The following is a 26,865-nucleotide window of genomic DNA, read 5'->3' as shown; positions in this document are numbered from 1 at the left end:
ATTCAGCGCGCCGCCGCCACCGCGCGGGCGAGGGCGCAGAAGGCCTCAAGGGGCACGCGCTCGGCGCGGTCGGTGGGGGCGATGCCGACCTCGCGTAACAGATCCTCGATCGCCGGGTGCAGTCCGCGCAATGACGCGCGCAGCATCTTGCGGCGCTGGTTGAAGGCCATCGCCACCACGCGTGACAGCACCTCCGGATCGGCCGGAAAGCGCGGCTCGGGCAGCGCGGTCAGATGCACCACGGCCGAGGACACTTTCGGCGGCGGCGTGAAGGCTCCCGGCGGCAGCGACATGGCGATGCGCGCCTCGCAGCGCCATTGCGCGAGCACGGCAAGCCGCCCGTAGGCTTTCGATCCCGGCGCCGCGACGATGCGCTCGGCGACCTCGCGCTGGAACATCAGGGTCAGGCTCGACCAGTCCGGCGGCCAGGCGGCAGGCGTCAGCCAACGCACCAGTAGCTCCGTTCCGACATTGTAGGGCAGGTTCGCCGCGACGGCGTAGGGCACCGACAGGTGCGCACGCGGGTCGACCTGTAGCGCGTCGCCCTCGATCACCTTGAGTCGCCCAGGATAGATCTCCGCGATCTCGGCAAGCGCCGGCAGGCAGCGCGGATCCTTCTCCACAGCCAGCACCGACCGCGCGCCCTCGGCCAGCAGACCACGGGTCAGCCCGCCCGGCCCGGGCCCGACTTCCAGAACGTCGGTGCCGCTCAGATCGCCCGCCAGCCGCGCGATCTTCGCCGTCAGGTTCAGGTCCAGAAGGAAATTCTGCCCCAGCGCCTTGCGCGCCGACAGATTGTGTCGCGCGATCACCTCGCGCAGCGGCGGCAGCGTGTCGATCGCCATTCAGCAGGCGCCCCTGGTTTCATCCGTCCAAGAATATCCCGGTGGGCCGCTATTGGATCGCCATTGGTCCGGGCGAGAATGGCGGCCGGCAGAGCCTCCATCCGTCCCAACCCACACGTCGCGCCCGCTCATACAGATCCCCCCGCCAGCCGCCACGCCAGCTTCAGCGCCTCCACCGTCGAGGTCGCGTCGGCCCGCCCGGTCCCCGCGATGTCGAGCGCGGTGCCGTGGTCGGGCGAGGTGCGGATGAAGGGCAGGCCCAGCGTCAGGTTCACGCCGCGGTCGAAATCGAGCGTCTTGATCGGCACCAGCGCCTGGTCGTGGTACATGCAGATCGCCGCGTCATAGCCTGCGCGGGCGCGCTCGTGAAACATCGTGTCGGCGGAATGCGGGCCGGTGACCGCCATCCCCTCGGCGGCGAGACGGCCGATCAGGGGGGCGATGATCTCCATCTCCTCGCGGCCGATGCGTCCGCCTTCGCCGGCATGCGGGTTGAGTCCCGCAACCGCGATTCGCGGTGCCGCGATCCCGAAGAGCCGGAGCAGCGCCTCGTGGGTGATGCGGATCGTGCGTTCCAGCTCATCCGCGCGCAGGGCCTGCGGCACCTCTGCCAGCGGGATGTGGATTGTTGCCGGCACCACGCGCAGCCGGTCCGAGGCGAGCATCATCACCACATGGTCGACGCCTGCCTTGTCGGCGAGGTACTCGGTGTGGCCCGGGAACGCGAAGCCGGCGCCGTCCGCCAGCGCCTTCTTGTGGATCGGCAGGGTGCAGATCGCCGAGGCGCGGCCGGCGACCGTCAGGTCCACACCCCGCGCGATCGCCTCGACCACCTGAACGGCCTGTCCGGGCTGCGGCGTACCAGGCACTCGCGGCCCACTGAAGCGGAGCGGCAGGACCGGCACCCCGCGCGTTGCGGCGTCGGGGACATCCTCGATCCGGTCGATCCGGACGACCGGGGCACCCTCCGGAAGATGCGCGGGATCGCCGATGAACGCGAAGGGCAGTCGGTCCCTCAGCTCCTGCCATGCTGCGACGGCAAGCTCCGGGCCGATGCCCGAGGGCTCACCGCAGCTGAGGGCGACGGGTGCCGGCGTCATTCCTCGGCGATGTAGGCGTTGGCGCGCAGGTCGGCGAGGTAGCGCTCCGCGATCTGGCCGACGCGGCGGTTGCGCAACTGGAGGCGCACCTCGTCGCGGCGCGCGTCCTCGTCCTGTCCCTCCGGGGTCGCTTCGCGGTCGCGCGAGCACAGCATCAGCATCATCAGCGTTTGCCCGTTCGACCGCGTCAGCGCCGCCGAGGTCTCGCCGGGATCGAGCTTCGACAGCTCGATGGCGATGTCGTCCGGAAGCTGCGACGGCGCCGCGGTGCGCCGTTCGAGCACGTTCGCCGGCTGGCCCTTGGCGATGCCGTAGAGGTCGTCGCAGCGGTCCGCCTTGCTGGAAATGACGCGCGCGCGCGCCTGCGCCTCGGCCGACAGCCCACCGGGGATGAGGTAGGTGGCGTAGTCCACCTGTGCGATCTCGGGCGCGGTATAGCCAGTCTCCTCGATCCCGCGCAGCTGGAACAGCGCCACGCCGTTGGTGATCGGCAGCGGGTCCGACACCTCGCCGGGCGACAGGCTCTGCGCGACCCGGCGCAGGACCGGCGGCAATTCCTGGATGTCCTGCCACGGCAGGCGCCCGCCGTTCTCGCGGCTCTGGGTCGCCGAATACTCACGCGCGGCGGCGGAGAATTGCGCCTCTGTCGTGTAGGTCGAGATCTCCTCGGCGATCGCGCGCGCCCGCTCGGCCTGCGGCGGCGGGGCGGGGATGATGATCTCGGACAGGAGCACGCGGATGTTCGATCCGGTGCGGTTGCCGGCGATGGCGCGGTCGACCTCCACGTCGAACACCTGCGCCTCGCCCGGGAAGCGTTGGCGTACGAAGGACCGCCAGGCGACTCCGGCGCGCACGAAGTCGCGGAAGGTCTCCTCGGCGATGCCGCCCTGGGTGAGCGCCTGCAGGAATTCCTCGCGGCTTAGATCGGCCCGTCCGGCGAATTCCTCCATGCCCTCGAGAATCTCGGCCTCGGTCACCTGGACACCGATGGAGCGCGCCGCCTGCAGGCGCAGCCGGTCGTCGATGAGATCGTCCCGCGCGGTTTCGGCCGCATTTCCGGGGGAATTCAGGAGCTCCAGCATCGCCGCGCGCTGCTGAAGCTCGTAATTCGTGATCACGGCGTCGTTCACGCGGATCGCCGGGGCAAACAGGTTCTGCGCGGGGGCGGCCACCGGCGCCAGCATCAGCGCGGCGATCAGGGCGGGCAGGGTGCGGCTCAGAAAGACTGGCATGTGCGTCGGTACTCCTTCGCGCTGCCGCCGGTGCTGAAGCCCTTCAGCGCGACGGTCAAGCCGAAATCGGTCGATGGTTCGAGGTTGGTGGAAGAGGCGAAGCGCCGCTCGACGGTGAAGTTGGCGCTGACGCATTCGTTTTCCCAGGTCACACCCAGGCCAGCCCGGGCAAAGCGGTTGTCGACGAGATTGTAACGTCCGTAGGCCTCGCCCGACCAGTCCCGGTTGAAGTCGTATTCACCGTCGAAGGACCATTCCGACGTGGCGCGGTCGCGGTCCTCGGCGCTGTCCTGCCCGACGAGCAGGTAGGACGCTTCGAGGTCGAGCCGCATGTTGGTCCAGGTCATGCGCGCCTCGGCCTTGGTGAAGCTGCCGTTTTCCTGGTCCAGCAGCCCGCGGGCGGAGAAGGCGTAGCCCTGGTCGGTGGCGAGGTAGCCGGCGAGCAGGTAATCGGATTGCTCGTCCTGAAGGCCCGATGAGCGGGTGAAGGCCAGATCGCTGTCCTCGCGCCAGACCCGGCCGAGGGTGAAGCCCGTGGACCAGCCCTCCGGCGCGGTATGGGCAAAGCGTAGGCCGGCCGCGGATACGCGCCCGCGTTCGCGCCGGTCGGCGGCAGGAAAGCGCGACAACGACAGTAGGTTGCCTTCGTCGAATTCTACCCGCGTGCTTTCGTCGTTCGGGATGCGCGGCCGCTCGCCACCGACCCAGGCGGTCTGGAACACCGGTTCGATCAGCGACCGGCCGCCGTCCGCGCCGGCGCGGGTTAAGGGCCAACGCAGTTCGGCCGCCGCCGCAGGCGTCAGCTGCGAGGCGCTGCGCGCCGAGGCGCGGTCCTGCCGGATCTCGAACCGGTCGGCCCAGAACTGCGCCGTCACACCGGCGCGCAGCCCGCCCGCGAGCGTCCAGCGCCGGTGCCAGGAGGCTTCGGCGGTGGCGCGCGCAACGTCGCGCCCGTCGACCACATTGTCTTCGTCATCCGAGTCGATGTCGAGGTCGGAATAGCGGTAGTGCCCCTGCGCCACTCCTCCGAGCCGAAGCTCGCCGCCCCAGATCCCGGGAAAGCGGCGTTCATACTCCGAATGCAGTACCAGTGTCGGCTGGGTGGCGTTGCGCTCCTCGTCGCGGAGCGTCTGGTAGTGGATGAACTCGGACTCGAAATAGCTCAGCGGCGCGGCGCGGCTGAGCGTGATCGCGCTGTCGAGCCGGTCCGAGTCGGAATAGTCGTAATCGCTGAGATAAGCCTCGTCCGAGGTCGTCTCGATGTCGAAGCTCAGTTCGAACCGGCGCGGTAGGCGGAAGCTGCCTTCGGCGAAAAGGTAGGCGCGCGCGGTCTCCGATTGCAGCGTGTCCTGGCTGAACGCGGTGTTCACCTCGATCTCGCCATAGCGGAAGGCTTGCCGGTAGCGCGTCTCCAGCGTGCGGGTGACGGGCGACAGATACGGTGTGAAGGTCAGATCGCGGCTTGGGCCGAGGGGGACGAAATACGGCACCTTCACCCCGAATCCGAGCAACGTGGAAGAGCGGATCGAGGGTGTCAGGAAGCCTTGCACGCGCTCCAGCGTCGGGTCGGGGACGCGCAGACGCGGGAAGTAGAGGACCGGCAGGTTGAGAACGCGGAACTGCGCGCCGTCGAAGTAGATCTGCCGCTCCTCCTCGTCGTGGACGACGCGGCGCGCGCGGATCTGCCACAGCGGCACCTCGTCCGGGCCGCAGACCTGGCACGATGTCACGGCGACCTTGCTCATCGCCGTGTAGCGCCCGTCCACCCGCTGCGCCTCCACCGAGGCCAGTTGGAGCTGTTCGTCGAGCACGAGGCGCGCGCCGCGCAACAGGCCGTTCTCGAACTCCTGGTCGAGCTCGGCCCGGGTGGCGACCAGCACGTTGCCCTCCGGGTCGGTGATCCGGATCGGTCCCTCGATGCTCAGATCGCCGCTGTCCTGATCGTAGGTGACCGACGTCGCCTCGAGCCGGGTGCCGTCGTAGAGTGCCTCGACATTGCCGGTGGCGACGAGCCGGGACCGGTTCTCCACCACCACGCTATCGGCAACGAGCAGCGCGGCCCCGTTCTCCTGCGCGGCGGCGAGGGCGGGGATGAGCAGCGCCAGAATCAGAAGCGCGCGCACGATCATCCGTCCTCCCTTTGCAATATCAGCCCGAGCGCGAACAGCAGCGAGGCCACGGGCGGCACCCAGGCGGCCGAAATCGGAGGGATCTGGCCGGTTTCCCCGAGGATTTGCGCGAAGTTGCGGACGTAGTAAAGCCCGAAGCCCAGCAGAACCGCCGTCAGCACCGACAGCCCGGTACGCCCCAGCCGCGCATGGCGCATGGTGAAGCCCGCGCCGAGCAGCACCAGCGACACCAGAAACAGCGGGCGGGCCATCTCCATCCAGAACCACACGACGTGCCGGCGGGCCGAGAACCCGGCGCGTTCCAGATCGTCGATATAGGCCGGCATCGCCCAGATCGAGATCGAGGACGGCCGGCCGAAGCGGTCGCGGATGTTCTCCCGTGTGAGGCTCGAATCGACCTTCAGCGTCTCGAAGCTCTGCGACAGCGCCTCGGCGTTCTGGCCGGGGGCGAGCGGCCAGGCCTTGGCGTCCCGCAGCGTCCAGGCGCCGTCGCCGAGCTCCGCCTGCTCCGCGGCGATGCGGCGCACCGGGCCGACGTCGCGGTCGTAGGTCACGAAGGTCACGTCGTAGAGGATCGTGGCGTCCGAATTTGCGCGCGCGGCCTGGATCACGGTCTGGCCCGCGGTGTCGCCCTGGCGCAGCCACAACCCTTCGGAGCCTATCGACAGCACGTCCGTTTCGCCGCTGGAGTAGCGCTCGGACAGCGTTTCGAAGCGCTTCGAGGTGGCCGCGGCGATCGGATTGCCGATGGCCACCGCGGCAAGCCCGAGGATCGCCGCAACAATGGTCGGGCCGATCAGGACCGTGAGGCCGGACCGCCCGGCCGCGCGTGCCACCACCAGTTCGGACGACCGGGCGAGGGACAGGAAGACCGCTACCGAGGACAGGATCATCACCAGTGGCAGCATCTCGTAAAGTGATGCCGGCATGTTCAGCAGCGTCAGCAGCACCACGCGCCCGAACGTCACCTCGCCGTCGAAGCGGCGCAACTGCTCCACGAGGTCGAGAAGGCCGAGGAACAGCACGAAGATCGCGAAAATGCCGAGGAACATCGTCAGGAACCGGCGCGCGAAGTAGAGGTGCAGGATCATGCAGTTGCCTCCCGCGCGGGGCGGGCCCGCCGGAAAGGCCGGCTGGCGACATGCAGAAGCGCCGCGACGATGGCCAGTCCGATCAGCGTCGGCAGGTAGATCAGCGGCCAGAGCGCACCGTTCGCGCGCACCGGTGTCGTCACCACGCTCTCGGTCAGTTTGACGAGGACCAGCAGGAAGATCGCGAAGACGATCTGTCGCCCGAGCCCGAAGCGTGAATACCCGCCCACCATCAGTGCCGCATAGCCCACCAGCGCGGCGACCAGCGCCAGGAGCGGCTGCTGTATCCGGCCATGGGCCTCTTCCAGCACCTCGCCGATGCTGTCATCGGCGATCTCGGCCATCTCCGCGGTGCGGAAGAAGAGCTCGTAGCTCGACATCGCGTAGGTGCGTCGCCGGCGGCTGCCGCCGTCGTCGATCAGCGCGGTGATGTCGTAGGTCAGATCCGAGAAGGTGGTGGTCGACAGCCTGTCTCCGCCGTCCTCGTAGGTTTGTGCGAGGCCGTTCAGCATCACCAGGTTCATGCCCCCGGCCTCGCGCAGCACATAGGCGGTGTCCGCGGTGTAGGTGACCGCGCGGCCGCCCTGCCGGCGGTCGGAAAGGAACACGTCCCGCAGCTCTCCGTCCTGGGTGATCTCGCGGATGAAGAAGGTGACGTCGTCCGACGGGTGAAGGAACTGTCCCTCGCGCAGGAGCTGGGCGGAGACGCTTTCGGCGATCTCGCCCTCGCGTTCGCGCAATTGCGCCAGCGAGGCGGGGACGAGCACATGGGACAGGACCAGCATCATCGCCATGACGAGCACGCCGAAGGCCAGCGCCGGCCGCGCGAGCCGCCAGGGCGAATAGCCGGTCGCCTGGACGACGATCAGCTCGCTGTCCGCCGAGAGGCGGTTGGTGACGTAGGTCGTCGCGGCGAACGCGGCCATCGGCAGCACCAGACGGATCACGTTGGGCAGCGAAAGGGCGGTGAATTCGAGGAAGATCGCGGCCGAATGGCCGTCGCCGATGAGCCGGTCGAACAGAAGAACCGCCCGGTTCACCCAGTAGACGGAGACCAGCACCAGCGCGAAGAAGCCGAAGAGCACCATGAAGCGCGACAGCATGTATCTGTCGAATCTGCCCACGCTGCGCCGTCCCCCGAGAAGCCTTCCGCGGGGAGGACCCTAGCCGAAGCGGCCGGCGGCGGGAAGTGCGCGCGAGGGTACCGTTGGTCGGATGAGGTGCGGGCCGTTCTCGTGAAGGGGCGGGACGATTGGCGAGGACGGGGAGGGCGCTGGCCTCGCGCGCCCGACGCGATCGGCGGCCCCAAAGACGCAGGGACGGCGGATGTGCCGTCCGGCCGGGGACCGGCGCCTAGCGTTCGAGGATCAACTCGCCGTCCGCGATCTCGATCCGGCCGTAGCGTTGCAGGTAGCTCATGCCGAGCAGCGACTGGCTCATCTCGCCTTCGTTCACGTAGGCCGGTACGCGCTCGTCCGTGAAGGGGCCGAGCGCGACAGTATCGAGCCGGACCGGCGCCGTGCGCACCATGCCGTTGGCCGTCATCGCTTCGGAGTAGAAGGCCAGTTCGTCGTCTTCGAGACCTGCGCGCTCCGCGTCGCGGCGGGTCAGGACCGTCCCGCTCGCCCCGGTGTCGACCATGAAGCGGATGGGCGAGCCGTTGACCTCGAGCGTGGCATAGTAGTGTCCGTCCGGCGCTTGCGGCAGCGCGATGCGGCCATCCTCGGCCATCACCGTCTGTTGCGGCGCGACGGTGCCGCGAATGTCGCTCCATAGCCCGATCACCGCGAGCGTGCCGAGGAAGATCAGCACCCAGGCCGCCATCTGCTGCAGCGTCCGGCCGAGTTTCTGCCGGCCTTGCACGAAGTACCAGAACGCGAGGACCGAGCCGAGAAGGCCCAGGTAGATCAGTTGCCCGTAATCGTCGCCGGTCATGCACGCCCCTTGTCCCCGTTGCCTCTGACCTAGGGCCGGCGGGGGCGAAAGTTAAGGGCGGATCACCCCGGCCGCGGCGTGCCGAAGCCGAAGGCAAGCAGGCCATCGGCGACGAACTGCACAGACAGCGCGGCGAGAAGAAGGCCGAGAAGCCGCGTCACGACGGTGATGCCGATGCGTCCGAGCGCGCGCTCGATCAGCCCGGCCGCCAGCAGGAGGATCAGCGCGATCAGGAGGACCGAGAACATCACCCCCAGCACCGCTGCGGTGCCGGCGGCATCCTCCGTCCGGCCGATGAGCAGGATGACCGTGGTGATGGCGCCCGGTCCGGCAAGAAGCGGGATCGCCATCGGGAACACGGACGGGTCGTCGTGCTCTTCCTCGGCCTCTTCGGCCTTGCCCTCGCGGCGCTTGGTGCGCCGCTCGAAGAGCATGTCGAGCGCGGTGAGGAACAGCAGGAGACCTCCGGCGATGCGGAAGGCGGGCATGGTGATGCCGACGAAGTCGAGCACCGTCTCTCCGAGAAAGGCGAAGAGGCACAGCACCGCTGCCGCCACGAGGCAGGAGCGCAGCGCGATCGCCCGGCGCATGCGCGGCGCCATCCCGCGGGTCAGCGCGATGAAAACCGGCGTGGTGCCCACGGGGTCCATCACCACGAAGAGCGTCGCGAAGGCGGAGACGAGAAAGGCGCTGTCCATGCACCGGCGATACGCGCCGCGGCGGGACCGGGCAAGGGTGATACGGCGGTGCGCGTGCCGCGCGCTCGATGTTTGGGGGGAGCCCCCAAACCCCCGGTGGGGGGCGCTGCCCCCCACGCCCCCCGGAGTATTTGCAGGCCCAAAGAAGCCAGGGAGGCGTTTGGCCGGCGTGGGTCCTTGGGTGATTTGCCCGGCTCAGGACGTCTCGGCGGTCTCCAGCTTCTCGAGCGCGGCCATCCAGAGGGCCTCGGCGCGGTCGAGTCCTTCCATGACTTCGGCGTACTTGCGGTTCCAGGTCGCGAGCTCGTTCGTGCGCGTCTCCTCGTAGAGGTCTGGATCGGCCAGCTTGGTCGCCAGCTTGTCGCGCATCTCGTTGAGTTTCTCGACCCGCGCCTCGCATTTGCGCACCTCCGAGCGCAGCGCGAGGATCGTGTCGCGCGACGGTCGCCTGGGCTTCGGCGCCTCGGGCGCGGGCTTCGGCGGCGGCTTGTCCGAGGTCAGCAGCATCCGGCGATAGGCGTCGAGATCGTCCTCGTAGGGCCGGACCGTGCCGTCCTTGACCAGCCACAGCCGGTCGGCGACGAGGCTGAGAAGGTGCATGTCGTGGCTGACCAGGATCACCGCACCCTCGTAGGCGTTCAGCGCCTCCATCAGCGCCTCGCGGCTTTCGATGTCGAGGTGGTTCGTCGGCTCGTCGAGGATCAGCATGTGCGGCGCGTCGAGCGTCGCCAGCAGCAGCGACAGCCGCGCCTTCTGCCCGCCCGAGAGGCGCGCGACCTCCGTGTCCGCCTGTGCCGCGCCGAGCCCGAAGCCGGCGAGCCGCGCGCGCAATTGCGGCGGGGCGACGCCGGGGCGTGCCCGGGCGATGTGCTGAAGCGGTGTTTCGTCGACGCGCAGCTCGTCGACCTGGTGCTGGGCGAAGTAACCCACGCGCAGCTTCGAGGCCTGGGTCTTCTTGCCGTCCATCATCGGAAGGCGGTCGGACAGGAGCTTGGCCAGCGTCGATTTGCCCTGGCCGTTCTTGCCCAGAAGCGCGATGCGGTCGTCCTGGTCGATCCGGAGGTTCAGCCGCGACAGCACCGTGCGGCCCTCGTAGCCCGTGGCGCCGCCCTCGATGTTGACGATGGGCGGCGACAGCTCGTCCGGCTGCGGGAAGGTGAAGACGCGCTTGGCCGCCTCCTCGGGCAGGGTGATCGTGTCCATGCGCTCGATCATCTTCACGCGGGCCTGCGCCTGCTTGGCCTTGGAGGCCTTGGCGCGGAAACGGTCGACGAATTTCTGCAGGTGCGCCTTGCGGGCGTCCTGTTTCTTGACCTGTGCGGCAAGCTGCGCGCGCTGCTCGGCGCGCTGGCGGGCGAACTGATCGTAGGGACCCTGCCAGTAGGTCAGCTTTTTCTCCGACAGGTGCAGGATGCCGCCAACCGCGCGGTTCAGTAGGCCGCGGTCGTGAGAGATGATGATGACCGTGTGCGGGTATTTCGCGAGGTAGCTTTCGAGCCAGAGCGCGCCTTCGAGGTCGAGGTAGTTGGTCGGCTCGTCGAGCAGCAGAAGGTCGGGTTGAGCGAAGAGTACCCCGGCCAGCGCCACGCGCATCCGCCAGCCGCCGGAGAAGGCCGAGCACGGCATCTTCTGTTCGTCGTCGTCGAAGCCGAGGCCCTTCAGGATCGCCGCCGCGCGCCCCTCGGCCGACCAGGCGTCGATATCGGCGAGCCGGGTCTGTACCTCGGCGATGCGGGTCGCGTCGGTGGCGGTCTCGGCTTCGGCGATCAGGCCCGCGCGTTCGGTGTCGGCGGAGAGCACCGTGTCGAGAAGCGAGGTCTCCGAGGACGGCACTTCCTGCGCGACACCGCCGATGCGGGCGCGGGCGGGCAGGGCGATCTCGCCCCCGTCAAGGGTCAGCTCGCCCCGGATCAGCCGGAACAAGGTCGTCTTGCCGGTGCCGTTGGCGCCCACGAGACCCACCTTGTGGCCCTCGGGGATGGTGGCCGAGGCGTTCTCGAAGAGCGGGCGGCCTTCGACGGAATAGGAGATGTCGGCGATCTGCAGCATGGCCGCGCTCTAGCAGAGCCTCCAGGCGTCGGAAAGCACCTCCGCGCGCCCTTCATCCGGCCCGATAAATCTCGGGGGTGACTTGACCGTCGCAGGCGGCCGAGAGGGGGCAGATAGCCCCCTCCGGTCCCTCAGGTCTTGCCCGCCGCCTGGTGCTCTTCCTCGACGTGGCGGTTCCAGATCGTCTCGTCGATGCCGCGGCTCAGGCCCTCGTGCTTGCGGATGCGGAAGATCGGCTCCTCGCCCGCCTTGCGCTGCGCGAAGTAGTCCTGCGTCAGCCGCCTGACCGTGCCCGCCAGCATCACCAGCGCGACGAGGTTGATGGTGGCCATCGTCGCCATCGCGGCGTCGGCGAAGTTGAACACCCGCGTGACCGGCTGCACCGCACCCCAAAGGACCATGGCGAGCTGCATGCACTTGAACACGGTCAGCGGCGTCTTCCCGGCAAGGCCCAGGAACTCCAGCACGTTCTCGGAATAGGCGTAGTTGCCGATAATCGAGGTGTAGGCGAAGAACAGGATCGCCACGGCGATGAAGATCGGCCCGGCCGCGCCGACATGCGCCTGCAGCGCGTTCTGCGTCAGCTCCATCCCCGTGACCCCGTCGGGGCCGTAATCCACCGCGCCCGAGAGCAGGATCATCAGCGCCGTCGCCGTGCAGATCAGGATGGTGTCGATGAAGACGCCAAGGCCCTGCACCAGCCCCTGCGAGGACGGGTGGTGCGGTTCGGGCACCGCCACCGCGGCGATGTGCGGGGCAGAGCCCATGCCCGCCTCGTTCGAGAAGAGCCCGCGCTTGACCCCGTTCAGGATCGCCGCGGTAATGCCGCCGGTGAAACCGCCGACCGCCTGGTCGAAGCCGAAGGCGGATTGCACGATCATCGCCAGCGCGCCGGGGACCTCGGTTATGTTGATCGCGATGATCACAAGCGCGACGAGCAGATAGAGCCCGGCCATGAACGGCACGATGCGCTCGGCCACCCGTGCGATCGACGGGATACCGCCGAAGATCACCAGCGCCACGAGGCCCGCGATGACGACACCTGTCGCGATCTTGGGGATGCCCATCGCGCCGTCGGCCGCATCTGCGATGGAGTTCGACTGCACCGCCACGAAGATCAGGCCGAAGGAGCACAGGAAGAAAAAGCAGAACACGTAGCCGAGCCACTTCGCGTTCAGCCCGTGCCACATGTAATAGGCCGGCCCGCCGCGGTAGCGCCCGTCGGCGTTGCGTACCTTGTAGAGCTGCGCGAGCGTCGATTCCGCGTAGGCCGTGGCCATGCCGACGAGGGCCACCATCCACATCCAGAACACCGCGCCGGGACCGCCGAGATAGATCGCCACCGCGACACCGGCGAGGTTGCCGGTGCCGACCCGGCTGGCGAGACTGATGGTCAGCGCCTGAAGCGGCGTGATCCCGTCCGATCCGGTGCTGCGCGAGGAGGCGATGACACGGAAGAATTCCCCGAAATGGCGGAATTGCAGTCCCGACAGGCGGAAGGTCAGAAAGATCCCGACCGCAAGAAGCCCCCAGACAAGCACATAGCCCCAGAGCACCGTGTTCAGAAAATCGACGATGGCGTTCATCCGTCCCTCCCGTCCGCTTATTATCTCAATGAGATGCGCACAATTGGGTGGACAACGCGAAGACCCCCGGACGGGGTCCGTCACGAGGAGTGTTTTCAAGTCCGGAGGGCCATGCTACGGGAGCGCCGATCCGAGAGCCCGCCCGATGCGCGGGCGGCAACCCGAAAGGCTTATCATGGCGACCGAACGCACCCTGTCGATCATCAAACCCGACGCGACCAAGCGCAACCTCACCGGCAAGATCAACGCCAAGTTCGAGGAAGCGGGCCTGCGCATCGTCGCGCAGAAGCGTATTCTGCTCACGCCCGCGCAGGCCGGCGAGTTCTACAAGGTCCACGCCGAGCGTCCGTTCTACGGCGAGCTGTGCGAATTCATGGCCTCCGCACCGGTGGTGGTGCAGGTGCTGGAAGGCGAGGGCGCTATCGCCAAGAACCGCGAAGTGATGGGCGCGACCAACCCCGCCGACGCGGCCGAGGGCACGATCCGCGCCGAGTTCGCGGAATCGGTCGGAGAAAACTCCGTCCATGGCTCGGACGCGCCCGAGACCGCGGCCGAAGAGATCGCCTTCTTCTTCTCGGGTCTGGAAATCGTCGGCTGAGACGCCCGCGATCCCGCGAGCCGACCGACGAAACGGGAGCCATTCGGCTCCCGTTTTTCATTGCGTGGGGGCGTGTTCGCTCAGACGTGCGCGCCGCGCGCCGGGGCGAGCTTGCCGCCGTGCTTTTCTTCCACGAACGCCCGGACCAGTGCGGCATTCTTGCGGTTCGACTTGTAACCGACGTCGAAGATCGTGCCGATCACCGGGATGGAGCCGATCGCCCAGTCGATCCCGGTGTTGAAGGCCATCCGCCCGATCAGATGCGAAGGCGCGCCCATGCGCCAGGCCGACTGGAAGATATAGGCAGCCGGCGCCAGCGCCAGCGTGTCGCCGATGCCCGGCACGATGCTGAGAACGCCGTCCCAGCCGAAGCGGATGCCGGTGCCGGGGATGCGGAAGGCGCTGTCCATGCGCACCGCAATGCGCTCGCAGCGTTCGACCGTCATGAGATCCTCGTGCGGCAGCGCGCCTGTGCCCCGGCTCACCACCGGTGTATCGCCTTGGAATGCTGTTGTATCGCTCATGGCTGCGTCACGCGGTCCGCGGGCCGGTGCGGGCGATCACCCATACCGCATGCACGATGCCGGGGATGTAGCCGAGGATGGTCAGCAGGATGTTGATCCAGAAATGCTTGCCGATCCCCACCTGCAGAAAGACGCCCAGCGGCGGCAGCAGGATCGACAGGATGATGCGGACGAGGTCCATGACGTGTCTCCGGGGTTGAGGCGTGATTGGCCGATGAACGCGCGCGCGCTGGCGGATGTTCCCCGTGGGCTGCCGCTGGGAAGCGCAGGGCCGGCGCCGGTGGTTCGCCCAATCCGACGCGCGCGGATGCGTGCCGGACCTTGGCGCGGGGCGCGACTTCGTGCTATGCGCGTTGCATGAGCCCTGCACGCACCATCATTTCCTGCTGCATTCCCTGCTGAACCTTCGGCGGGCCGCTCTTTTCGTTTTCTCCCAGGATCGAACTTGCTAAAGCCCGCCGCGAGCCCGAGGCCCCGCGCGAGGACGCCATGACGATCCGCCTTCACAACACCAAGACCCGCCAGCGCGAGGACTTCGCGCCGATCGACCCTGAAAACGTGCGCATGTATGTCTGCGGGCCGACGGTCTACGACCGCGCGCATCTGGGCAATGCAAGGCCGGTGGTCGTGTTCGACGTGCTCTTCCGCCTGCTGCGGCACGAATACGGTGCGGAACACGTGACTTACGTGCGCAACTTCACCGACGTCGACGACAAGATCAACGCTCGGGCGGAGGAGACCGGCCGCGATATCGGCGAGATCACCGAGGAGACCATCGGCTGGTTCCTGTCCGACATGGGCGCCCTCGGCGCGCTCGAGCCGACGCACGCGCCGCGCGCGACGCGGTATATCGGAGAGATGATCGCGATGATCGAGGGGCTGATCGAGCGCGGCCATGCCTACGCGGCGGAGGGGCACGTGCTGTTTTCGGTCGACAGCTACGCGGAGTACGGCGCTTTGTCGGGCCGCTCGGTCGAGGACATGATCGCCGGCGCCCGGGTGGAGGTCGCGCCGTACAAGCGCGACCCGATGGATTTCGTGCTGTGGAAACCCTCCGACGAGGGGCTGCCGGGCTGGGACTCGCCCTGGGGCCGGGGCCGCCCGGGCTGGCACATCGAATGCTCGGCCATGGCGGACGCGATCCTGGGCAAGAGCTTCGACATCCACGGCGGTGGCAACGACCTGATGTTTCCCCACCATGAGAACGAGCTGGCGCAGTCGTCCTGCGCCCATCCGCACGGGGATTTCGCGAAGGTCTGGCTGCACAACGAGATGCTGCAGGTCGAGGGCAAGAAGATGTCGAAGTCGCTCGGCAACTTCTTCACCGTGCGCGACCTTCTGGACGAAGGCATCCCGGGCGAGGTGATCCGCTTCGTGTTCCTCTCGACGCATTACCGAAAGCCGATGGACTGGACGGCGGCGAAGGCAAAAGCGGCCGAGGAAGAGCTGTATAAATGGGCACTGGCCACCGCGGATGCCGAGGCGGGAGAGAGCGTTCCGAACGAGATTCTGGCTGTCTTAGCCGATGATTTGAACACGCATGGCGCAATTACCGCATTGCGACTCATGTATCGCGAGGGGCAGTTCAGAGAACTGAAGGCCGGGTTGCAGTTTCTCGGTATTTTAATGCCGATACCTGAGGGAGACCTCGAAGCTCACTATTACATTCTTGACTACGAGACATATCGTCCGGTCATCGCCGGTCTTCTCGAACGTCGACAAAAAGCGCGAAAGCAGAAGGAATTCGCCGAAGCCGACCGGATTAGAGATGGCTTGGCTTCTGCGGGAGTAGACGTAAAGGATGGGCCCGACGGACCAACAATCAGGTTGGAAAAGTCCTTTGATCCTATAGCACTAGAGGCGCTAGCTTCTGATGAATAGTGCTCATGCAAAGCTTGGCGTTAGCCCAAAGCTCAAACTCCTCAGCAGAGAAACCTGCAATGCCTGAGCGCCTTTACCTCTACGACACCACGCTCCGGGACGGGCAGCAGACGCAGGGTGTGCAGTTCTCCGTTGCCGAGAAGATGAAGATCGCCAAGGCGCTCGACGGGCTCGGCATCGACCATATCGAGGGCGGCTGGCCCGGCGCCAACCCCACCGACAGCGCCTTCTTCGATGAGATGGCGCCCTCGTGCGCGACCATGACCGCCTTCGGGATGACCAAGCGCGCGGGGCGCTCGGCCGAGAACGACGACGTCCTCGCGGCGGTGCTGAACGCGAACACGCCGGCGGTCTGCCTTGTCGGCAAGACCCACGATTTCCATGTGGAGACGGCGCTGGGGATCACGCTCGAGGAGAACGTGGAGAATATCCGCGCCTCGGTCGCCCATTGCGTGGCACAGGGGCGCGAGACGCTGTTCGACGCCGAGCACTTCTTCGACGGCTACGCCGCGAACCCCGATTACGCGCTGGAGTGTCTTCGCGCGGCGCGGGACGCGGGCGCGCGGTGGATCGTCCTGTGCGACACCAACGGCGGCACGCTCCCCTATGGGATCGGCCGCGTCGTGCGCGCGGTGATCGAGGCCGGCATCCCCGGCGACCGGCTCGGCATCCACACCCACAACGATACCGAGACCGCGGTCGCGGGATCGCTCGCCGCCGTCGAGGCCGGCGCGCGGCAGATCCAGGGCACGCTCAACGGCCTCGGGGAGCGCTGCGGCAATGCCAACCTCGTGTCGCTGATCCCGACGCTCCTGCTCAAGGAGCCCTATGCCGGCCGATACGAGACCGGCGTGTCGCGTGACGCGCTGGCGCGGATCACGCAAGTGAGCCGGATGCTCGACGACGTGCTGAACCGGGTGCCGCTGAAGCAGCTTGCCTATGTCGGCGCCTCGGCCTTCGCGCACAAGGCGGGGCTACACGCGAGCGCGATCCTCAAGGATCCGTCGACCTACGAGCATGTCGATCCGGCCAGCGTGGGCAACGAACGCTTCATTCCGATGTCGAACCAGGCCGGCCAGTCGAACCTGCGCCGCCGCCTGATGGAGGCCGGGATCGAGGTCGCGCCGGGCGATCCGGCGCTCGCCCGCATCCTCGACAAGGTGAAGGCGCGCGAGAACGAGGGCTACGCCTACGACACCGCGCAGGCCTCCTTCGAGATGCTCGCGCGCGCCGAGCTGGGGCAGGCGGCGGAGTTCTTCGAGGTCAAGCGCTACCGGGTCAGCGTCGAGCGGCGCAAGAACAAGTACGACCGGATGGTGACGCTGTCCGAGGCGGTCGTGGTGGTCAAGATCGACGGCGAGAAGAAGCTGTCGGTGAGCGAGTCGATGGACGAGACCGGCTCGGACCGCGGCCCGATAAACGCGCTCTCCAAGGCGCTCGGCAAGGACCTCGGGCGGTACCAGGAGATCATCGACGACATGCACCTCGTGGACTTCAAGGTGCGGATCACGCAAGGCGGCACCGAGGCGGTCACGCGCGTTATCATCGACAGCGCCGACGGGCAGGGGCGGCGCTGGTCCACGGTGGGGGTGTCGCCGAACATCGTCGATGCCTCCTTCGAGGCGCTTCTCGACGCGGTGCGCTGGAAGCTGTCGCGGGACGCGGTCGCGCTTGCCTGAGGCCGTGGCTCTCGGAGGGGACAGGAGCGAGGGGCCAGCCCCTCGCGCTCCCCGGAGTATTTGAGGCCCAAAGAAGCAGGCCGCGGGCTTTTCGGGGGCGGCGCGGGGGATAGGTTCGCACCATGGAGTTCGATGACGATCTGAATGCCTGCGCGGCGATGGTGGAAGAGGGCGATCCCGACCGGTTCCGGGCGGCGATGGCGGTGCCGGTCCGGGCGCGGTCGGTGCTGTTCCCGCTCTATGCGTTCAACATCGAGGTGTCGCGCGCGCCCTGGGTGACCGAGGAGCCGCTGATCGCCGAGATGCGGCTGCAATGGTGGATCGACGCTCTGGACGAGATCGGCAGCGGCGGCGTGGTGCGCCGGCACGAGGTGGTCACGCCGCTGGCGCATGTGCTGGATGCCGAAGGGGCGGAGATATTGACCGGGGCGGTGGAGGCGCGGCGCGCCGATGCGTCGCGCGAGGACGTGACCGAGATCAGGGATCTGGACGCCTATCTCGCGGCGACCGGGGGCGGCCTTCTGTGGACCGCGGCGCGCGCGCTCGGCTCGGACCAGGAGGCGCGGGCGCGGGCGGCCGGTTTGCGCGGGGCGCGGGCCAACTGGCTGCTGGGCGCCTCGGCGCTGCAGCGGCGGGGGCGCCGGCCGTTTCCGCAGATGGAGGCGGAGGCGATCGGTCGGGTCGCCGCACGCTGGCGCGACGACCGCGCGGGCCTGGGCGAGGCGCCGTCGGCGGCGCAAAGGCGGGCGGAGCTGGCGGTCTGGCGGGCGGACGCGGTGCTGCGCGAGGCTGCGGCGGCGCCGCGGCGGGTGCTGGAGGGCACGCTCGGGCAGGCGGTGATGCGCCCGCGCCTGAGCCTGGCGTTGCGCGCCGCGGGGATCGGGCGCGCGGTCTGACCTACTCGGCCGGCGCCTCGCGGGGGCGAAGGGCCAGCCAGATCAGCGCGGCGCCGGCGAGGCAGATCAGCGGCACCATCGCGACGTTGACCGCCGTCCAGCCCTCCTCCGCGGTGCCGCCGGCGCAATTCATCAGCCCGCCAGAGGCGAGCGAGGCCAGCGTCACGCCGCCGAAGACGATGAGGTCGTTCATGCCCTGCACGCGGCCCCGTTCCTCGGGCCCATGCGAGGCGGCGAGCATCGAGGTCGCGCCGATGAAGCCGAAGTTCCAGCCGAGCCCGAGCAGCACCAGCGCGCCGAAGAAATTGGCGAGGTCGACGCCCGCGAGGCCGACCGCGCCTGCGCAGCCGAGCAGCAGGAGGCCGGCGGCGACGATGCGCTCCGCCCCGAAGCGGGCGATCAGGTGGCCGGTGAAGAAAGACGGCGCGAACATCGCGACGACATGCGCGCTGACCACGTCGGCGGCGGCGTTCTGCGAGAACCCGCAGCCCACCACGGCGAGCGGCGTCGAGGTCATCATCAGGTTCATCAGCGCGTAGGAGACCGTCGCGCATATCACCGCGACCGCGATGCGCGGTGTCGCCAGAAGCTGGCCCACGCTGCGGCCGGCCGGGGCGCCGGTTTCCGGCCGCGGGGGCCGGGGGATGTCGAGGAAGGCAAACAGCGTCGCGCCGAGAATGTTCACCGCGATCACCGCGGCATAGGTGCCGAGGAAGGGCACGACGTAGGCGTCGGCCGTCAGCTTGACGATCTGCGGGCCGATCAGCGCGGCGGCCAGCCCGCCGGCCAGCACGTAGGAGATCGCCTTGGGCCGGAATGCCTCGTCGGCGGTGTCGGCGGCGGCGAAACGGTAGAAGTTCTGCGCCGACATGTAGGTGCCGGTCAGGAAGGATCCGGCAAGGAAGACCTCGAACGAGGCGAGGTAGAGCCCCCAGGCCCCGACCGCCCCGCCGGCCGCTCCGAAGAGCGCGCCGAGCACGAAGCCGGGGCGCCGTCCGAACCGCTGCATGATCGTCGACATGACCGGCGCCGAGAGCATGGACCCCAGCACGATCAGCGTGATCGGCAGCGTGGCGAGGCAGGGATTGCCGGCGAGCGACTGCCCTGCGAGCCCGCCGATGGTGAAGATCATCGGCATCTGCGCGCCCAGGAGCGCCTGCGCAAGCACGAGCACGGTCACGTTGCGGCGGGCGCGGAAGGCAGGGGCGGCACTCATGCAGCGATGGGTAGGCCGCGCCGGCGGCAACCGCAAGCGCCGGTTTTGCCATGGGCATCCGCGGCGCGGCGCGGTATCAGAAAACCGATGAAGGACAGCCCTTCCACCCCCGTCGCGATCGTCGGCGGCGCTGGCGAGGCGCGCCGGCTCGCCGCCGCCTGCCCGGGCGCGCCGGTGCGCCTGCCAGACGGGGAACGCGTGCCGCGCCGCTGGCCGGGGGCGGTCTCTGTCGGGCCGGTCACGGCCGAGTGGCTGGCCGGGACCGGGGCGGGTGCGCTCGTAATCGCCGCGCACCCGTTCGACACCGCCACCGCGGCGTCCGCCCGCCTGGCCGCGCGGACGCTGGCAATCCCCTTCGTCACGATCCTGCGCCCGCCCTGGCGGCGGCGGCCCGGCGAGCGCTGGCACCGCGCCGCCCATGCCGACGACCTGGCGCGCGTGATCCCGCCGGGGGGCCGCGTCTTCGCGGCGACCGGGCGCGAGGATCTGGCCGCGCTGCGACGGCTTCGGGCGGAAGTGCACCTGCGCCAGATCGGCGGCGCCGACCCGGCGCCGGGGATTCGGGTGCATCCGGGGGCGCCGCCCTTCACCCCGGCGGGCGAGGCGGCGCTGTTTCGGCGGCTCGGGATCGACTGGCTGGTCCTGCGCAATGCCGGCGGCGCGGGGGCGCGGCCGAAGCTCGACGCCGCGCGCGGGCTCGGGCTCAACGTGGCGATGATCGAGCGGCCGCCTCGCCCTTCGGGGCCGGTCGCGGGCACTGTGGAAGAGGCGCTGAAATGGCTGCGACATACCACCCGGTCGCCGGTCGGTTGATCGTCGGCGAGGCCTGCGTGGCCGAGGGCGCGGACTGGCTTGCACGGGCGGAGCCTCGCTTTGCCTCCGCGCTGGCACGCACGGGGCCACTGCCGCTGCGCCGCGCGCCGGACGGCTTCGATCAGCTTCTGACCGCCATCGTCGGCCAGCAGGTCTCCGTCGCCTCCGCCCGCGCGATCCGGGCGCGGCTCGAGGCGGCTGGCATGACGACGCCGGAGGCTATCCTCGCCGCCGGGGAGCCGCGCCTGCGCGCGCTCGGCCTGTCGCGGCAGAAGGCGTCCTACGCGGTGGCGCTGGCGGAGGCGGGGATCGACTACGCCGCCCTGCGCGAGGCCCCGGACGCGGAGGTCGTGGCGACGCTGACCCGCGTGAAGGGCATCGGCGTCTGGACGGCCGAGATCTACGCCATGTTCAGCCTCGGCCGCGCGGATGTCTTCGCGCCCGGCGACCTGGCGCTGCAGGAGGGCGCGCGGATCCTCTTCGATCTGCCCGAGCGGCCGAAGGATCGCGCCCTGCGCAGCATGGCCGAGGCGTGGAGCCCGTGGAGATCGGTTGCGGCGCGCGCGCTCTGGGCCTACTACCACGTCGCCAAGGATAGGGAGGGCATCGCATGACCCGCGTTCTGCAGGCCGGCCGCCGGCCGCCCGTCTCCGGAGACACGCGCTCGGCCGTGATCTTCCTGCACGGTTACGGCGCCAACGGGGCGGACCTTCTGGGGATCGCCGATGCGCTCGGGGAGCATCTGCCCGACACGCTCTTCGTGGCGCCCGACGCGCCCGAGACCTGCGCGGTCAATCCGATGGGCCTGCAATGGTTCCCGATCCCCTGGATCGACGGATCGAGCCAGGAGGAGGCGGAGCAGGGCATGCGCGCCGCGATCGCCGATCTCGACGCCTTCCTCGACGCCTTCATGGTCGACGAGGATCTGCTACCGGAACAAGTGGTGCTGTTCGGCTTCTCGCAGGGCACGATGATGGCGCTGCATGTCGCGCCGCGGCGCGAAGACGCGGTCGCGGGCGTCGTCGGCTTCTCGGGGCGCCTTCTGCAGCCCGAGCTCTTGGTCGACGAGGCGGTCAGCCGCCCTCCGGTCCTGCTTGTTCACGGGGATCAGGACGATGTGGTCCCGCCGCAATCCATGCCCGACGCCGCCGATGCGCTTCAGAAGGCCGGCTGGACAGAGGTCTACGGTCACGTGATGAAGGGCACCGCGCACGGCATCGCCCCCGACGGGCTGTCGGTCGCGCTCGCCTTCATGCGCGACAAGTGCGGCCTCTGAGTCGCGCCTCCCGGCTTCTTTGGGCCGAAAAATACTCCGGGGGATGTAGGGGGCGGAGCCCCCACCTACGCGACCTCTCGGCCCGCGCCCGGCCGGCGGCGGCGGCGCGATAAAGTGTGCAATCTGCCCGCCACGAGCGCACTCACATCCAGAGTCTCGGTTCCGCCAGTTCCAGCGAATTGCCGGCCGGGTCGCGGATATAGATCGACCGTGCGCCCGTCGGCCAGCGAAAGTCGGCCTCGATCTCGACCCCGGCGGCCTCCAGATGCGCGCGCCAGGCATCGAGCGCCGCGCCGTCCACCGCGAGGCAGGCATGGCCCGGCCCTTGGGCGCCGTGCGGCGGCACCGGCAGGTCCGGGTTCTTCGGCGGCTGCGCCGTTGCCCTGGGATCGAAGACCAGCAGCACCCCTGTGCCGCAGCGGAAGAAGACGTGTCGACCCGGCACGCGCACGACGACATCGAGCCCCAGCACCCCGGTAAAGAACGCTTCCGCCGCCTCCAGATCCTCGGCGTAGAGCGCGGCTTCGAGCAGGTGGCTGGGTGGGACGGGACGCGGTTCATCTGACATGGCGGGACGGTAACAGCATGCGGCCGCGCCGTCACCGCTGGCACTTGTCCACATTGTCATGCACATGTTTCAATCAGCTACTATTCCGCCGGGTGACACCGCATATGCGGGACTTGTCGGAATCGGATCGCGATATATAGTGATCCCAAGCTGGGGCGGGGCTCCCCGCTCTGGTGCTTCGGAAGACGGGCAGGCAGGGCGAGGACCGAGTCGCAGATGAACGGGGAATTCAGGACACATTTCGTGCGCGAGCCGGGGGCGCTGAAGCGCCATCCGGCGCTGGTGCTGAACGCGGATTACCGGCCTTTGTCGTATTATCCGCTGTCGCTCTGGCCATGGCAGGAGGCGGTGAAGGCCTCCTTTCTCGACCGGGTCGACATCATCGCGGAATACGACGAGGTGGTGCGAAGCCCGTCGATGACGCTCAGGATACCGAGCGTCGTGGTGCTCAAGGATTACGTCAAACCCCAGAAGCGCGTGGCCTTCACGCGCTTCAATCTTTTTCTGAGGGACGAATTCTGCTGCCAGTACTGCGGATCGACCGGGGACCTGACCTTCGATCACGTGGTCCCGCGCGCCGCGGGCGGCATCACAAGCTGGGAAAACGTCGTCGCGGCCTGCGCGCCGTGCAACCTCCGCAAGGGGTCCAAGAGCCTGCGCCGTTCGGGCCTGAGCCTGCGCAAGCCGCCGCGCCAGCCCGGCGCGGAAGAATTGCGCAACATGGGCCGGCGCTTCCCGCCGAACCACCTGCACCATAGCTGGATCGACTTTCTCTATTGGGATGCCGAGCTGGAGCAGTGATCGCCAGCGCGGCCTGAACCCGACCCATTCCACCCCCGCGGCAGGGACCGCCGACCTGGCCCGTTGTGCGCCTGCGGCGGCGCAGCGATCTGTGTGAGCGCGTTGTCGATGCCAGTAGCGGTGCCGGAATGCGCGTGATCATGACCGCCGCCGACATTAAGTGCCTGCGGCGCCGCTCCGTAAACAGATCGTCATCGGAAACGGGCCGCCGCGTGTCTGCGGTGACCCGTGGCTTGGTGGGCATGTCTTCGGCCGCACCCGACAACCGGGCGCGCCGGCGTCAGCCCGTCTGCTGCTGCGACTTCTGCGCCGGCTGAGCCTGACCGCCGCCTCCCTGCTGGCCGCCACCGGCCTGGGGCGCCGACGCGCCGGCGCTTTTGCCCTTGTTGGCCGAGAGCGGGTCGTCCTGGCGCTGCACCGAGCCTTCGAAATGGGCGCCGGATTCGATCGCGATGGTCTTGTGGATGATGTCGCCCTCGACCCGCGCGGTCGCGGTCAGGCGCACCTTCAGTCCGCGCACGCGGCCGACGATGCGGCCGTTCACGACGACGTCGTCGGCAATGCACTCACCCTTGATCGTCGCGGTCTCTCCGACGGTGAGAAGGTGTGCGCGGATGTCGCCTTCGACCGTGCCTTCGACCTGGATGTCGCCGGTGGTCTTGACGTTGCCGGTGATGTGAAGATCGCTGGACAGGACCGACGCGGCCGGCTTCGCCTTGGGGGCGGCGGGTTTGAAATCGGTGGACTGGCGCTGCGGCGCTGCCTGGGTCTCGGGCGCGGCCGGCTTGCCCTCCTCCGGTTTCGGCGCCGGATCGTTGATCTTGCTCTTAGAAAACATCGTTCGCAGCCTTGATATAGGTCATGGGATTGACGGCCTTACCGCCGACACGGACCTCATAGTGCAGATGCGTGCCGGTCGAACGTCCAGTGTTTCCCATAGCAGCAATCTTCTGGCCGCGCGAGACCCTTTGCCCTTCGGAGACGTACAGTTTCGAGTTGTGCGCGTAGCGGGTCTCGATCCCGAATTCGTGCTTGATCTTCACCAGCCGGCCATAGCCCGACATCCAGCCGGCATGGGTCACGACGCCGTCGGCGGTGGCGTAGATCGCGGTGCCGTGGGGCGCCGCGAAATCGGTGCCCTCGTGCATCCGTCCCCAGCGGCGGCCGAACCCCGAGGTGAAGCGGAACGGGTCCTTCAGCGGCGAGGCGAAGGGCACGCGCTGCGCGGCGATCCGGTACATGTTCAACCGGTCCATCTGGCCGAGGATGTCGTTGGCGCGGCTGGCGTCGGCGCCGAGATCCTCGCCGCGGGTGGAGAAGGACAGCGGCGTCAGCGGGCCGCCCTGGCCGGAATAGCCGCGGCGCACCTCGTTGATGATGCGGTCGGGGTCCATGCCGGCGCGTTCGAACATCTTGTCGAGCGGCTTGACCGACACGGTCATCGCTTCTTCGAGCTGGCGGAAGATCATGTCGTTCTTCTCTTCCATCAGCCGGATCTCGGTCGCCATCTCGTCGGCGCGCATCAGCGCGTCCTGCGCATCGGCGACCACGCGGTCGCGTTCCTCGGCGGTGCGCGACAGGGCGGTGGTCAGCAGGTCCACGGTGCTGTCGTCGCCACCTTCGGCAACGGCGGTTCCGCCTTCCTCGATGCGCTGGCGCAGGGTGGCGTACTGGTCGCGGAACGCCTCACGCTCCTTCATCGTGTCGCCCAGCGTGGCCTGCACGACGTCGAGCCCGGTTTCCAGCTCGCGCCGCTGCGCCTCGCTCTGTAGGAGCTGGGACTGCATCGCGGAGACCTCCGCGAGTGCGGAATTGAAGCGCTGCTGCGCCGCCAGGGCCTCTGCGGCGCGGGCGTCGCGTTCGGCGGCCACTGCGTTCAGACGCTGCTGGTAGGTGACCTGATCGCGGCGCGCCTGTTCGCGGTAGGATCCCGCGCCGATGGAATCCATCAGAAGGACCGCCGTCGCCACGATCGACCAGGCCACCACCGCGGTGGCGCCTGCGAAGGCGACGGCCTGCGTTTCGGGCCTGAGGCGGATGAACCGTGTGTCGTTGTCGGAGCGGAGGAACAGTCGGCGTTCCGGAAAGAAGCGCTCCAGGAGCGCATGTGTCTTGATCGCGAAGCGCGTTCTCACGTGGTGGCCCTCTGTCCCGTGTCACCCGGCTCAATATCTGGCGCTCGGTTCCCCAATAAGACCGGCGCCTTGGGGCAAGGGCTTACTGAGGCAGCGTTGGTGTTGCAACAATTTGAGGCAGGTCACGCGGATGCGGGCGCGTAAAGGCGCCGAAACGGCAGAAATCCGCCGATTCCGGAATGCGTTGCGCCCAAGTCAAGGGCGCGGCTCGCCTGCGAGGGGCCAGTAGAAATCCGGTGCAAGGCCGGCCTCTGCCCGTTTCTCTTCATTGAAGGGCGGTTTCAACGCTCCCTTGAAATAGTGCCGCACGAGGGCGTGGAACTGTGGCAGAGGATCCACGTCGTGCCTCCCGCAGAGGAAGTGATACCACTTGGAGCCGTAGGCGACGTGGCCGACCTCCTCGGCGTAGATCGTCTCGAGCGCGGCGACGGCGCTGTCTGCGCCGGCCTTGCGGAAGATCTCGATCATGCCGGGCGTGACGTCGAGGCCGCGCGCCTCCAGCACCATCGGCACGACGGCGAGGCGGCCGAAGAGGTCCTCGGCGGTGTCCTCGGCCGCGCGCCACATGCCGGCATGGGCGGGCAGGGCGCCGTAATGCGATCCCGCCTCCTCCAGGCAGTCGCACATCAAGTTGAAATGCTTGGATTCCTCGTCCGCCGCCTTGACCCAGTCGTCGTAGAATCCCGGCGGCAGGGGCGTTGCGGCGAAGCGCGGGATGATGTCCCAGTGCAGGTCGACCGCGTTGAGTTCGATATGCGCGACGGCGTGAAGAAGCGCGATGCGTCCCTGCGGGCTGCCGGGCTTGCGCTTGGGCACCTCGCGTGGATCGAGCAGGGCCGGCGCCTCGGGACGTGCGGGGCGCAGGGGCGGCGTGGCGGTGCCGATCGGGATTTCCTCGCCGGCGGCGCGGGCGTCGAACCAGCGCGCGGCGTAGGCGCGGCTCTTCGCGGTCTTCTCGCGGCCGTCCGCGGTGGTCAGGACGTCCACCGCCATTTCGCTGAGAGTCTGCATGTATGGCTCCTGTCTGGCATCGGTATGGCAGGCGTCCGGTCACGGGGATGGCCATAAAGGGTACGGCGGTGGGTGTCGAACTGGGCGCTGTCCCGGGTTCGGTCCATGGTGCCAAGCCGCGCAGCGACGGGCCGCGGATCGGCGATCCCGACCGTCGAGCGGCGGTGCTTTATGGCGGCCACGTCCGGGCAACCTTCGAGCTTTGCGCGAGCGTCGACAAATCGCCGGTCCGGGGGGCGGCCCGGCGATGCGCGGCGGCCTGCGGCCGCTGTTTCGCGCGGGGCGCTGTCGAGCCGGAGCGAGCGCCTCCTCAGAGCGCCTTGACCGCCTCCAGCACCTCCTCGGCGTGGCCGGGGACCTTCACCTTGGGCCAGGCGCGGACGATCCGGCCGTCGCCTCCGATCAGGAAGGTCGCGCGGGTGATCCCCATGAAGGTCTTGCCGTACATCTTCTTTTCGCCCCACACGCCGTAGCGTTCGCAGACGTCGCCGTCCTCGTCCGACAGCAGCGGCACCGTCAGCGACTTCTTGGCCATGAACTTGTCGTGGCTGGCGATACTGTCCTTGGAGATGCCGAAGACCTTCGCGCCCGCCGCCTCGAACTCCGGCAGAAGCGCGGTGAACGCCTCGTTCTCCTTGGTGCAGCCCGAGGTGTCGTCGCGCGGGTAGAAGAACAGCACCACCGGCGCGGGGTGCAGGGCGGAGAGCGTGACCTCGCCGCCGCCGGTGACCGGCAGCGTGAAGTCGGGGGCGGTATCGGCGGTATCCAGCATGATGAGGGGCTCCTGTTGGCTGTTGCGGCA

At 68.5% G+C, this 26,865-nt stretch carries 26 protein-coding genes; 8 read left to right on the top strand and 18 right to left on the bottom strand.

What is annotated here, in order from left to right:
• Positions 1-2: 2 nt before the first annotated feature.
• The 10 genes from rsmA to F3H57_RS11590 all read right to left on the bottom strand — a co-directional run bounded on the left by rsmA (position 3) and on the right by F3H57_RS11590 (position 12,665).
• Entirely contained in the window at positions 3-845 is an 843-nt protein-coding gene (rsmA, locus tag F3H57_RS11635; RefSeq protein ID WP_149756077.1) for a 16S rRNA (adenine(1518)-N(6)/adenine(1519)-N(6))-dimethyltransferase RsmA, read from the bottom strand.
• 128 nt (positions 846-973) lie between these two features.
• On the bottom strand, positions 974-1,945 hold the full coding sequence (pdxA, locus tag F3H57_RS11630) for a 4-hydroxythreonine-4-phosphate dehydrogenase PdxA (RefSeq protein ID WP_149756076.1): 972 nt from the start codon (positions 1,943-1,945) through the stop codon (positions 974-976).
• On the bottom strand, positions 1,942-3,177 hold the full coding sequence (locus F3H57_RS11625; protein WP_149756075.1) for a peptidylprolyl isomerase: 1,236 nt from the start codon (positions 3,175-3,177) through the stop codon (positions 1,942-1,944). The genes pdxA and F3H57_RS11625 overlap by 4 nt, the downstream gene beginning before the upstream one ends.
• Positions 3,162-5,306: an LPS-assembly protein LptD gene (locus tag F3H57_RS11620; RefSeq protein WP_149756074.1), complete on the bottom strand. Its 2,145-nt coding sequence runs from the start codon at positions 5,304-5,306 to the stop codon at positions 3,162-3,164. The genes F3H57_RS11625 and F3H57_RS11620 overlap by 16 nt, the downstream gene beginning before the upstream one ends.
• Positions 5,303-6,397, bottom strand: a complete 1,095-nt coding sequence (gene lptG / locus F3H57_RS11615; RefSeq protein ID WP_149756073.1) for an LPS export ABC transporter permease LptG — start codon at positions 6,395-6,397, stop codon at positions 5,303-5,305. The genes F3H57_RS11620 and lptG overlap by 4 nt, the downstream gene beginning before the upstream one ends.
• Positions 6,394-7,521: an LPS export ABC transporter permease LptF gene (gene lptF, locus F3H57_RS11610; protein ID WP_316633128.1), complete on the bottom strand. Its 1,128-nt coding sequence runs from the start codon at positions 7,519-7,521 to the stop codon at positions 6,394-6,396. Before lptF ends, lptG begins: the two co-directional genes overlap by 4 nt.
• A gap of 229 nt (positions 7,522-7,750) precedes the next feature.
• Positions 7,751-8,332, bottom strand: a complete 582-nt coding sequence (locus F3H57_RS11605) for a retropepsin-like aspartic protease family protein (RefSeq protein ID WP_149756072.1) — start codon at positions 8,330-8,332, stop codon at positions 7,751-7,753.
• Positions 8,333-8,394: 62 nt separating this feature from the next.
• Positions 8,395-9,030, bottom strand: a complete 636-nt coding sequence (locus F3H57_RS11600) for a MarC family protein (RefSeq protein WP_149756071.1) — start codon at positions 9,028-9,030, stop codon at positions 8,395-8,397.
• Between the two features lie 195 nt (positions 9,031-9,225).
• Positions 9,226-11,079: an ABC-F family ATP-binding cassette domain-containing protein gene (locus F3H57_RS11595; protein WP_149756070.1), complete on the bottom strand. Its 1,854-nt coding sequence runs from the start codon at positions 11,077-11,079 to the stop codon at positions 9,226-9,228.
• A 131-nt stretch (positions 11,080-11,210) separates the two neighbouring features.
• Positions 11,211-12,665 (bottom strand): alanine/glycine:cation symporter family protein, encoded by a 1,455-nt coding sequence (locus tag F3H57_RS11590; protein ID WP_149756069.1) that lies wholly within the window; start codon positions 12,663-12,665, stop codon positions 11,211-11,213.
• A 175-nt stretch (positions 12,666-12,840) separates the two neighbouring features.
• Between F3H57_RS11590 and ndk the strand changes: the two genes are divergently transcribed.
• Positions 12,841-13,263 carry a nucleoside-diphosphate kinase gene (ndk, locus tag F3H57_RS11585; RefSeq protein ID WP_149756068.1) on the top strand — a complete coding sequence of 141 codons (423 nt, stop codon included), beginning with the start codon at positions 12,841-12,843 and terminating at the stop codon, positions 13,261-13,263.
• Between the two features lie 80 nt (positions 13,264-13,343).
• Here ndk and F3H57_RS11580 read toward each other — a convergent pair whose 3' ends face one another.
• Together F3H57_RS11580 and F3H57_RS11575 are read right to left on the bottom strand one after the other, a co-directional pair.
• Positions 13,344-13,787, bottom strand: coding sequence for a DUF4112 domain-containing protein (locus F3H57_RS11580; protein ID WP_316633123.1), 444 nt, complete (start codon positions 13,785-13,787; stop codon positions 13,344-13,346).
• Positions 13,788-13,794: 7 nt separating this feature from the next.
• Positions 13,795-13,968 carry a YqaE/Pmp3 family membrane protein gene (locus F3H57_RS11575; protein ID WP_149756067.1) on the bottom strand — a complete coding sequence of 58 codons (174 nt, stop codon included), beginning with the start codon at positions 13,966-13,968 and terminating at the stop codon, positions 13,795-13,797.
• A 308-nt stretch (positions 13,969-14,276) separates the two neighbouring features.
• Between F3H57_RS11575 and cysS the strand changes: the two genes are divergently transcribed.
• The 3 genes from cysS (at position 14,277) to F3H57_RS11560 (ending at position 18,243) form a co-directional block, all read left to right on the top strand.
• Positions 14,277-15,668 (top strand): cysteine--tRNA ligase, encoded by a 1,392-nt coding sequence (gene cysS / locus F3H57_RS11570; protein ID WP_149756066.1) that lies wholly within the window; start codon positions 14,277-14,279, stop codon positions 15,666-15,668.
• A gap of 59 nt (positions 15,669-15,727) precedes the next feature.
• Complete coding sequence (gene cimA / locus F3H57_RS11565; protein WP_149756065.1) at positions 15,728-17,347, top strand: citramalate synthase; 1,620 nt, start codon at positions 15,728-15,730, stop codon at positions 17,345-17,347.
• 122 nt (positions 17,348-17,469) lie between these two features.
• Positions 17,470-18,243 (top strand): squalene/phytoene synthase family protein, encoded by a 774-nt coding sequence (locus tag F3H57_RS11560; protein ID WP_149756064.1) that lies wholly within the window; start codon positions 17,470-17,472, stop codon positions 18,241-18,243.
• Position 18,244: 1 nt separating this feature from the next.
• Here the strand turns inward: F3H57_RS11560 and F3H57_RS11555 are convergent, their stop codons facing one another.
• Positions 18,245-19,459 (bottom strand): MFS transporter, encoded by a 1,215-nt coding sequence (locus F3H57_RS11555; protein ID WP_149756063.1) that lies wholly within the window; start codon positions 19,457-19,459, stop codon positions 18,245-18,247.
• Positions 19,460-19,546: 87 nt separating this feature from the next.
• On the opposite strand from F3H57_RS11555, the gene F3H57_RS11550 reads away from it, so the two are divergent.
• The 3 genes from F3H57_RS11550 to F3H57_RS11540 are packed head-to-tail and all read left to right on the top strand — an operon-like array spanning position 19,547 to position 21,548.
• Positions 19,547-20,272 carry a precorrin-6A/cobalt-precorrin-6A reductase gene (locus tag F3H57_RS11550; RefSeq protein ID WP_188129666.1) on the top strand — a complete coding sequence of 242 codons (726 nt, stop codon included), beginning with the start codon at positions 19,547-19,549 and terminating at the stop codon, positions 20,270-20,272.
• Entirely contained in the window at positions 20,236-20,886 is a 651-nt protein-coding gene (locus tag F3H57_RS11545; RefSeq protein WP_149756061.1) for a DNA-3-methyladenine glycosylase family protein, read from the top strand. The genes F3H57_RS11550 and F3H57_RS11545 overlap by 37 nt, the downstream gene beginning before the upstream one ends.
• Entirely contained in the window at positions 20,883-21,548 is a 666-nt protein-coding gene (locus F3H57_RS11540; RefSeq protein WP_149756060.1) for an alpha/beta hydrolase, read from the top strand. Before F3H57_RS11545 ends, F3H57_RS11540 begins: the two co-directional genes overlap by 4 nt.
• Positions 21,549-21,690: 142 nt before the next feature.
• Here F3H57_RS11540 and F3H57_RS11535 read toward each other — a convergent pair whose 3' ends face one another.
• Positions 21,691-22,116, bottom strand: a complete 426-nt coding sequence (locus F3H57_RS11535) for a VOC family protein (RefSeq protein WP_149756059.1) — start codon at positions 22,114-22,116, stop codon at positions 21,691-21,693.
• Between the two features lie 216 nt (positions 22,117-22,332).
• On the opposite strand from F3H57_RS11535, the gene F3H57_RS11530 reads away from it, so the two are divergent.
• On the top strand, positions 22,333-22,917 hold the full coding sequence (locus tag F3H57_RS11530; protein ID WP_149756058.1) for an HNH endonuclease: 585 nt from the start codon (positions 22,333-22,335) through the stop codon (positions 22,915-22,917).
• 280 nt (positions 22,918-23,197) lie between these two features.
• Here the strand turns inward: F3H57_RS11530 and F3H57_RS11525 are convergent, their stop codons facing one another.
• The 4 genes from F3H57_RS11525 to F3H57_RS11510 form a co-directional block, all read right to left on the bottom strand.
• Positions 23,198-23,755, bottom strand: coding sequence for a bactofilin family protein (locus F3H57_RS11525; protein ID WP_149756057.1), 558 nt, complete (start codon positions 23,753-23,755; stop codon positions 23,198-23,200).
• Entirely contained in the window at positions 23,745-25,052 is a 1,308-nt protein-coding gene (locus F3H57_RS11520; RefSeq protein WP_149756056.1) for a M23 family metallopeptidase, read from the bottom strand. Before F3H57_RS11520 ends, F3H57_RS11525 begins: the two co-directional genes overlap by 11 nt.
• Before the next feature lie 195 nt (positions 25,053-25,247).
• Positions 25,248-26,063, bottom strand: a complete 816-nt coding sequence (locus tag F3H57_RS11515; RefSeq protein WP_149756055.1) for a ferritin-like domain-containing protein — start codon at positions 26,061-26,063, stop codon at positions 25,248-25,250.
• Positions 26,064-26,373: 310 nt separating this feature from the next.
• Positions 26,374-26,835, bottom strand: a complete 462-nt coding sequence (locus tag F3H57_RS11510) for a peroxiredoxin (RefSeq protein ID WP_149756054.1) — start codon at positions 26,833-26,835, stop codon at positions 26,374-26,376.
• Between the last annotated feature and the right edge of the window lie 30 nt (positions 26,836-26,865).

Origin of the sequence: Roseivivax sediminis (assembly GCF_900112685.1) — a bacterium.
Classification (GTDB): Bacteria; Pseudomonadota; Alphaproteobacteria; order Rhodobacterales; family Rhodobacteraceae; genus Roseivivax; species Roseivivax sediminis.
Note: the sequence above shows the minus strand (reverse complement) of the source record. Positions and strands in the feature narration are given on the sequence as shown.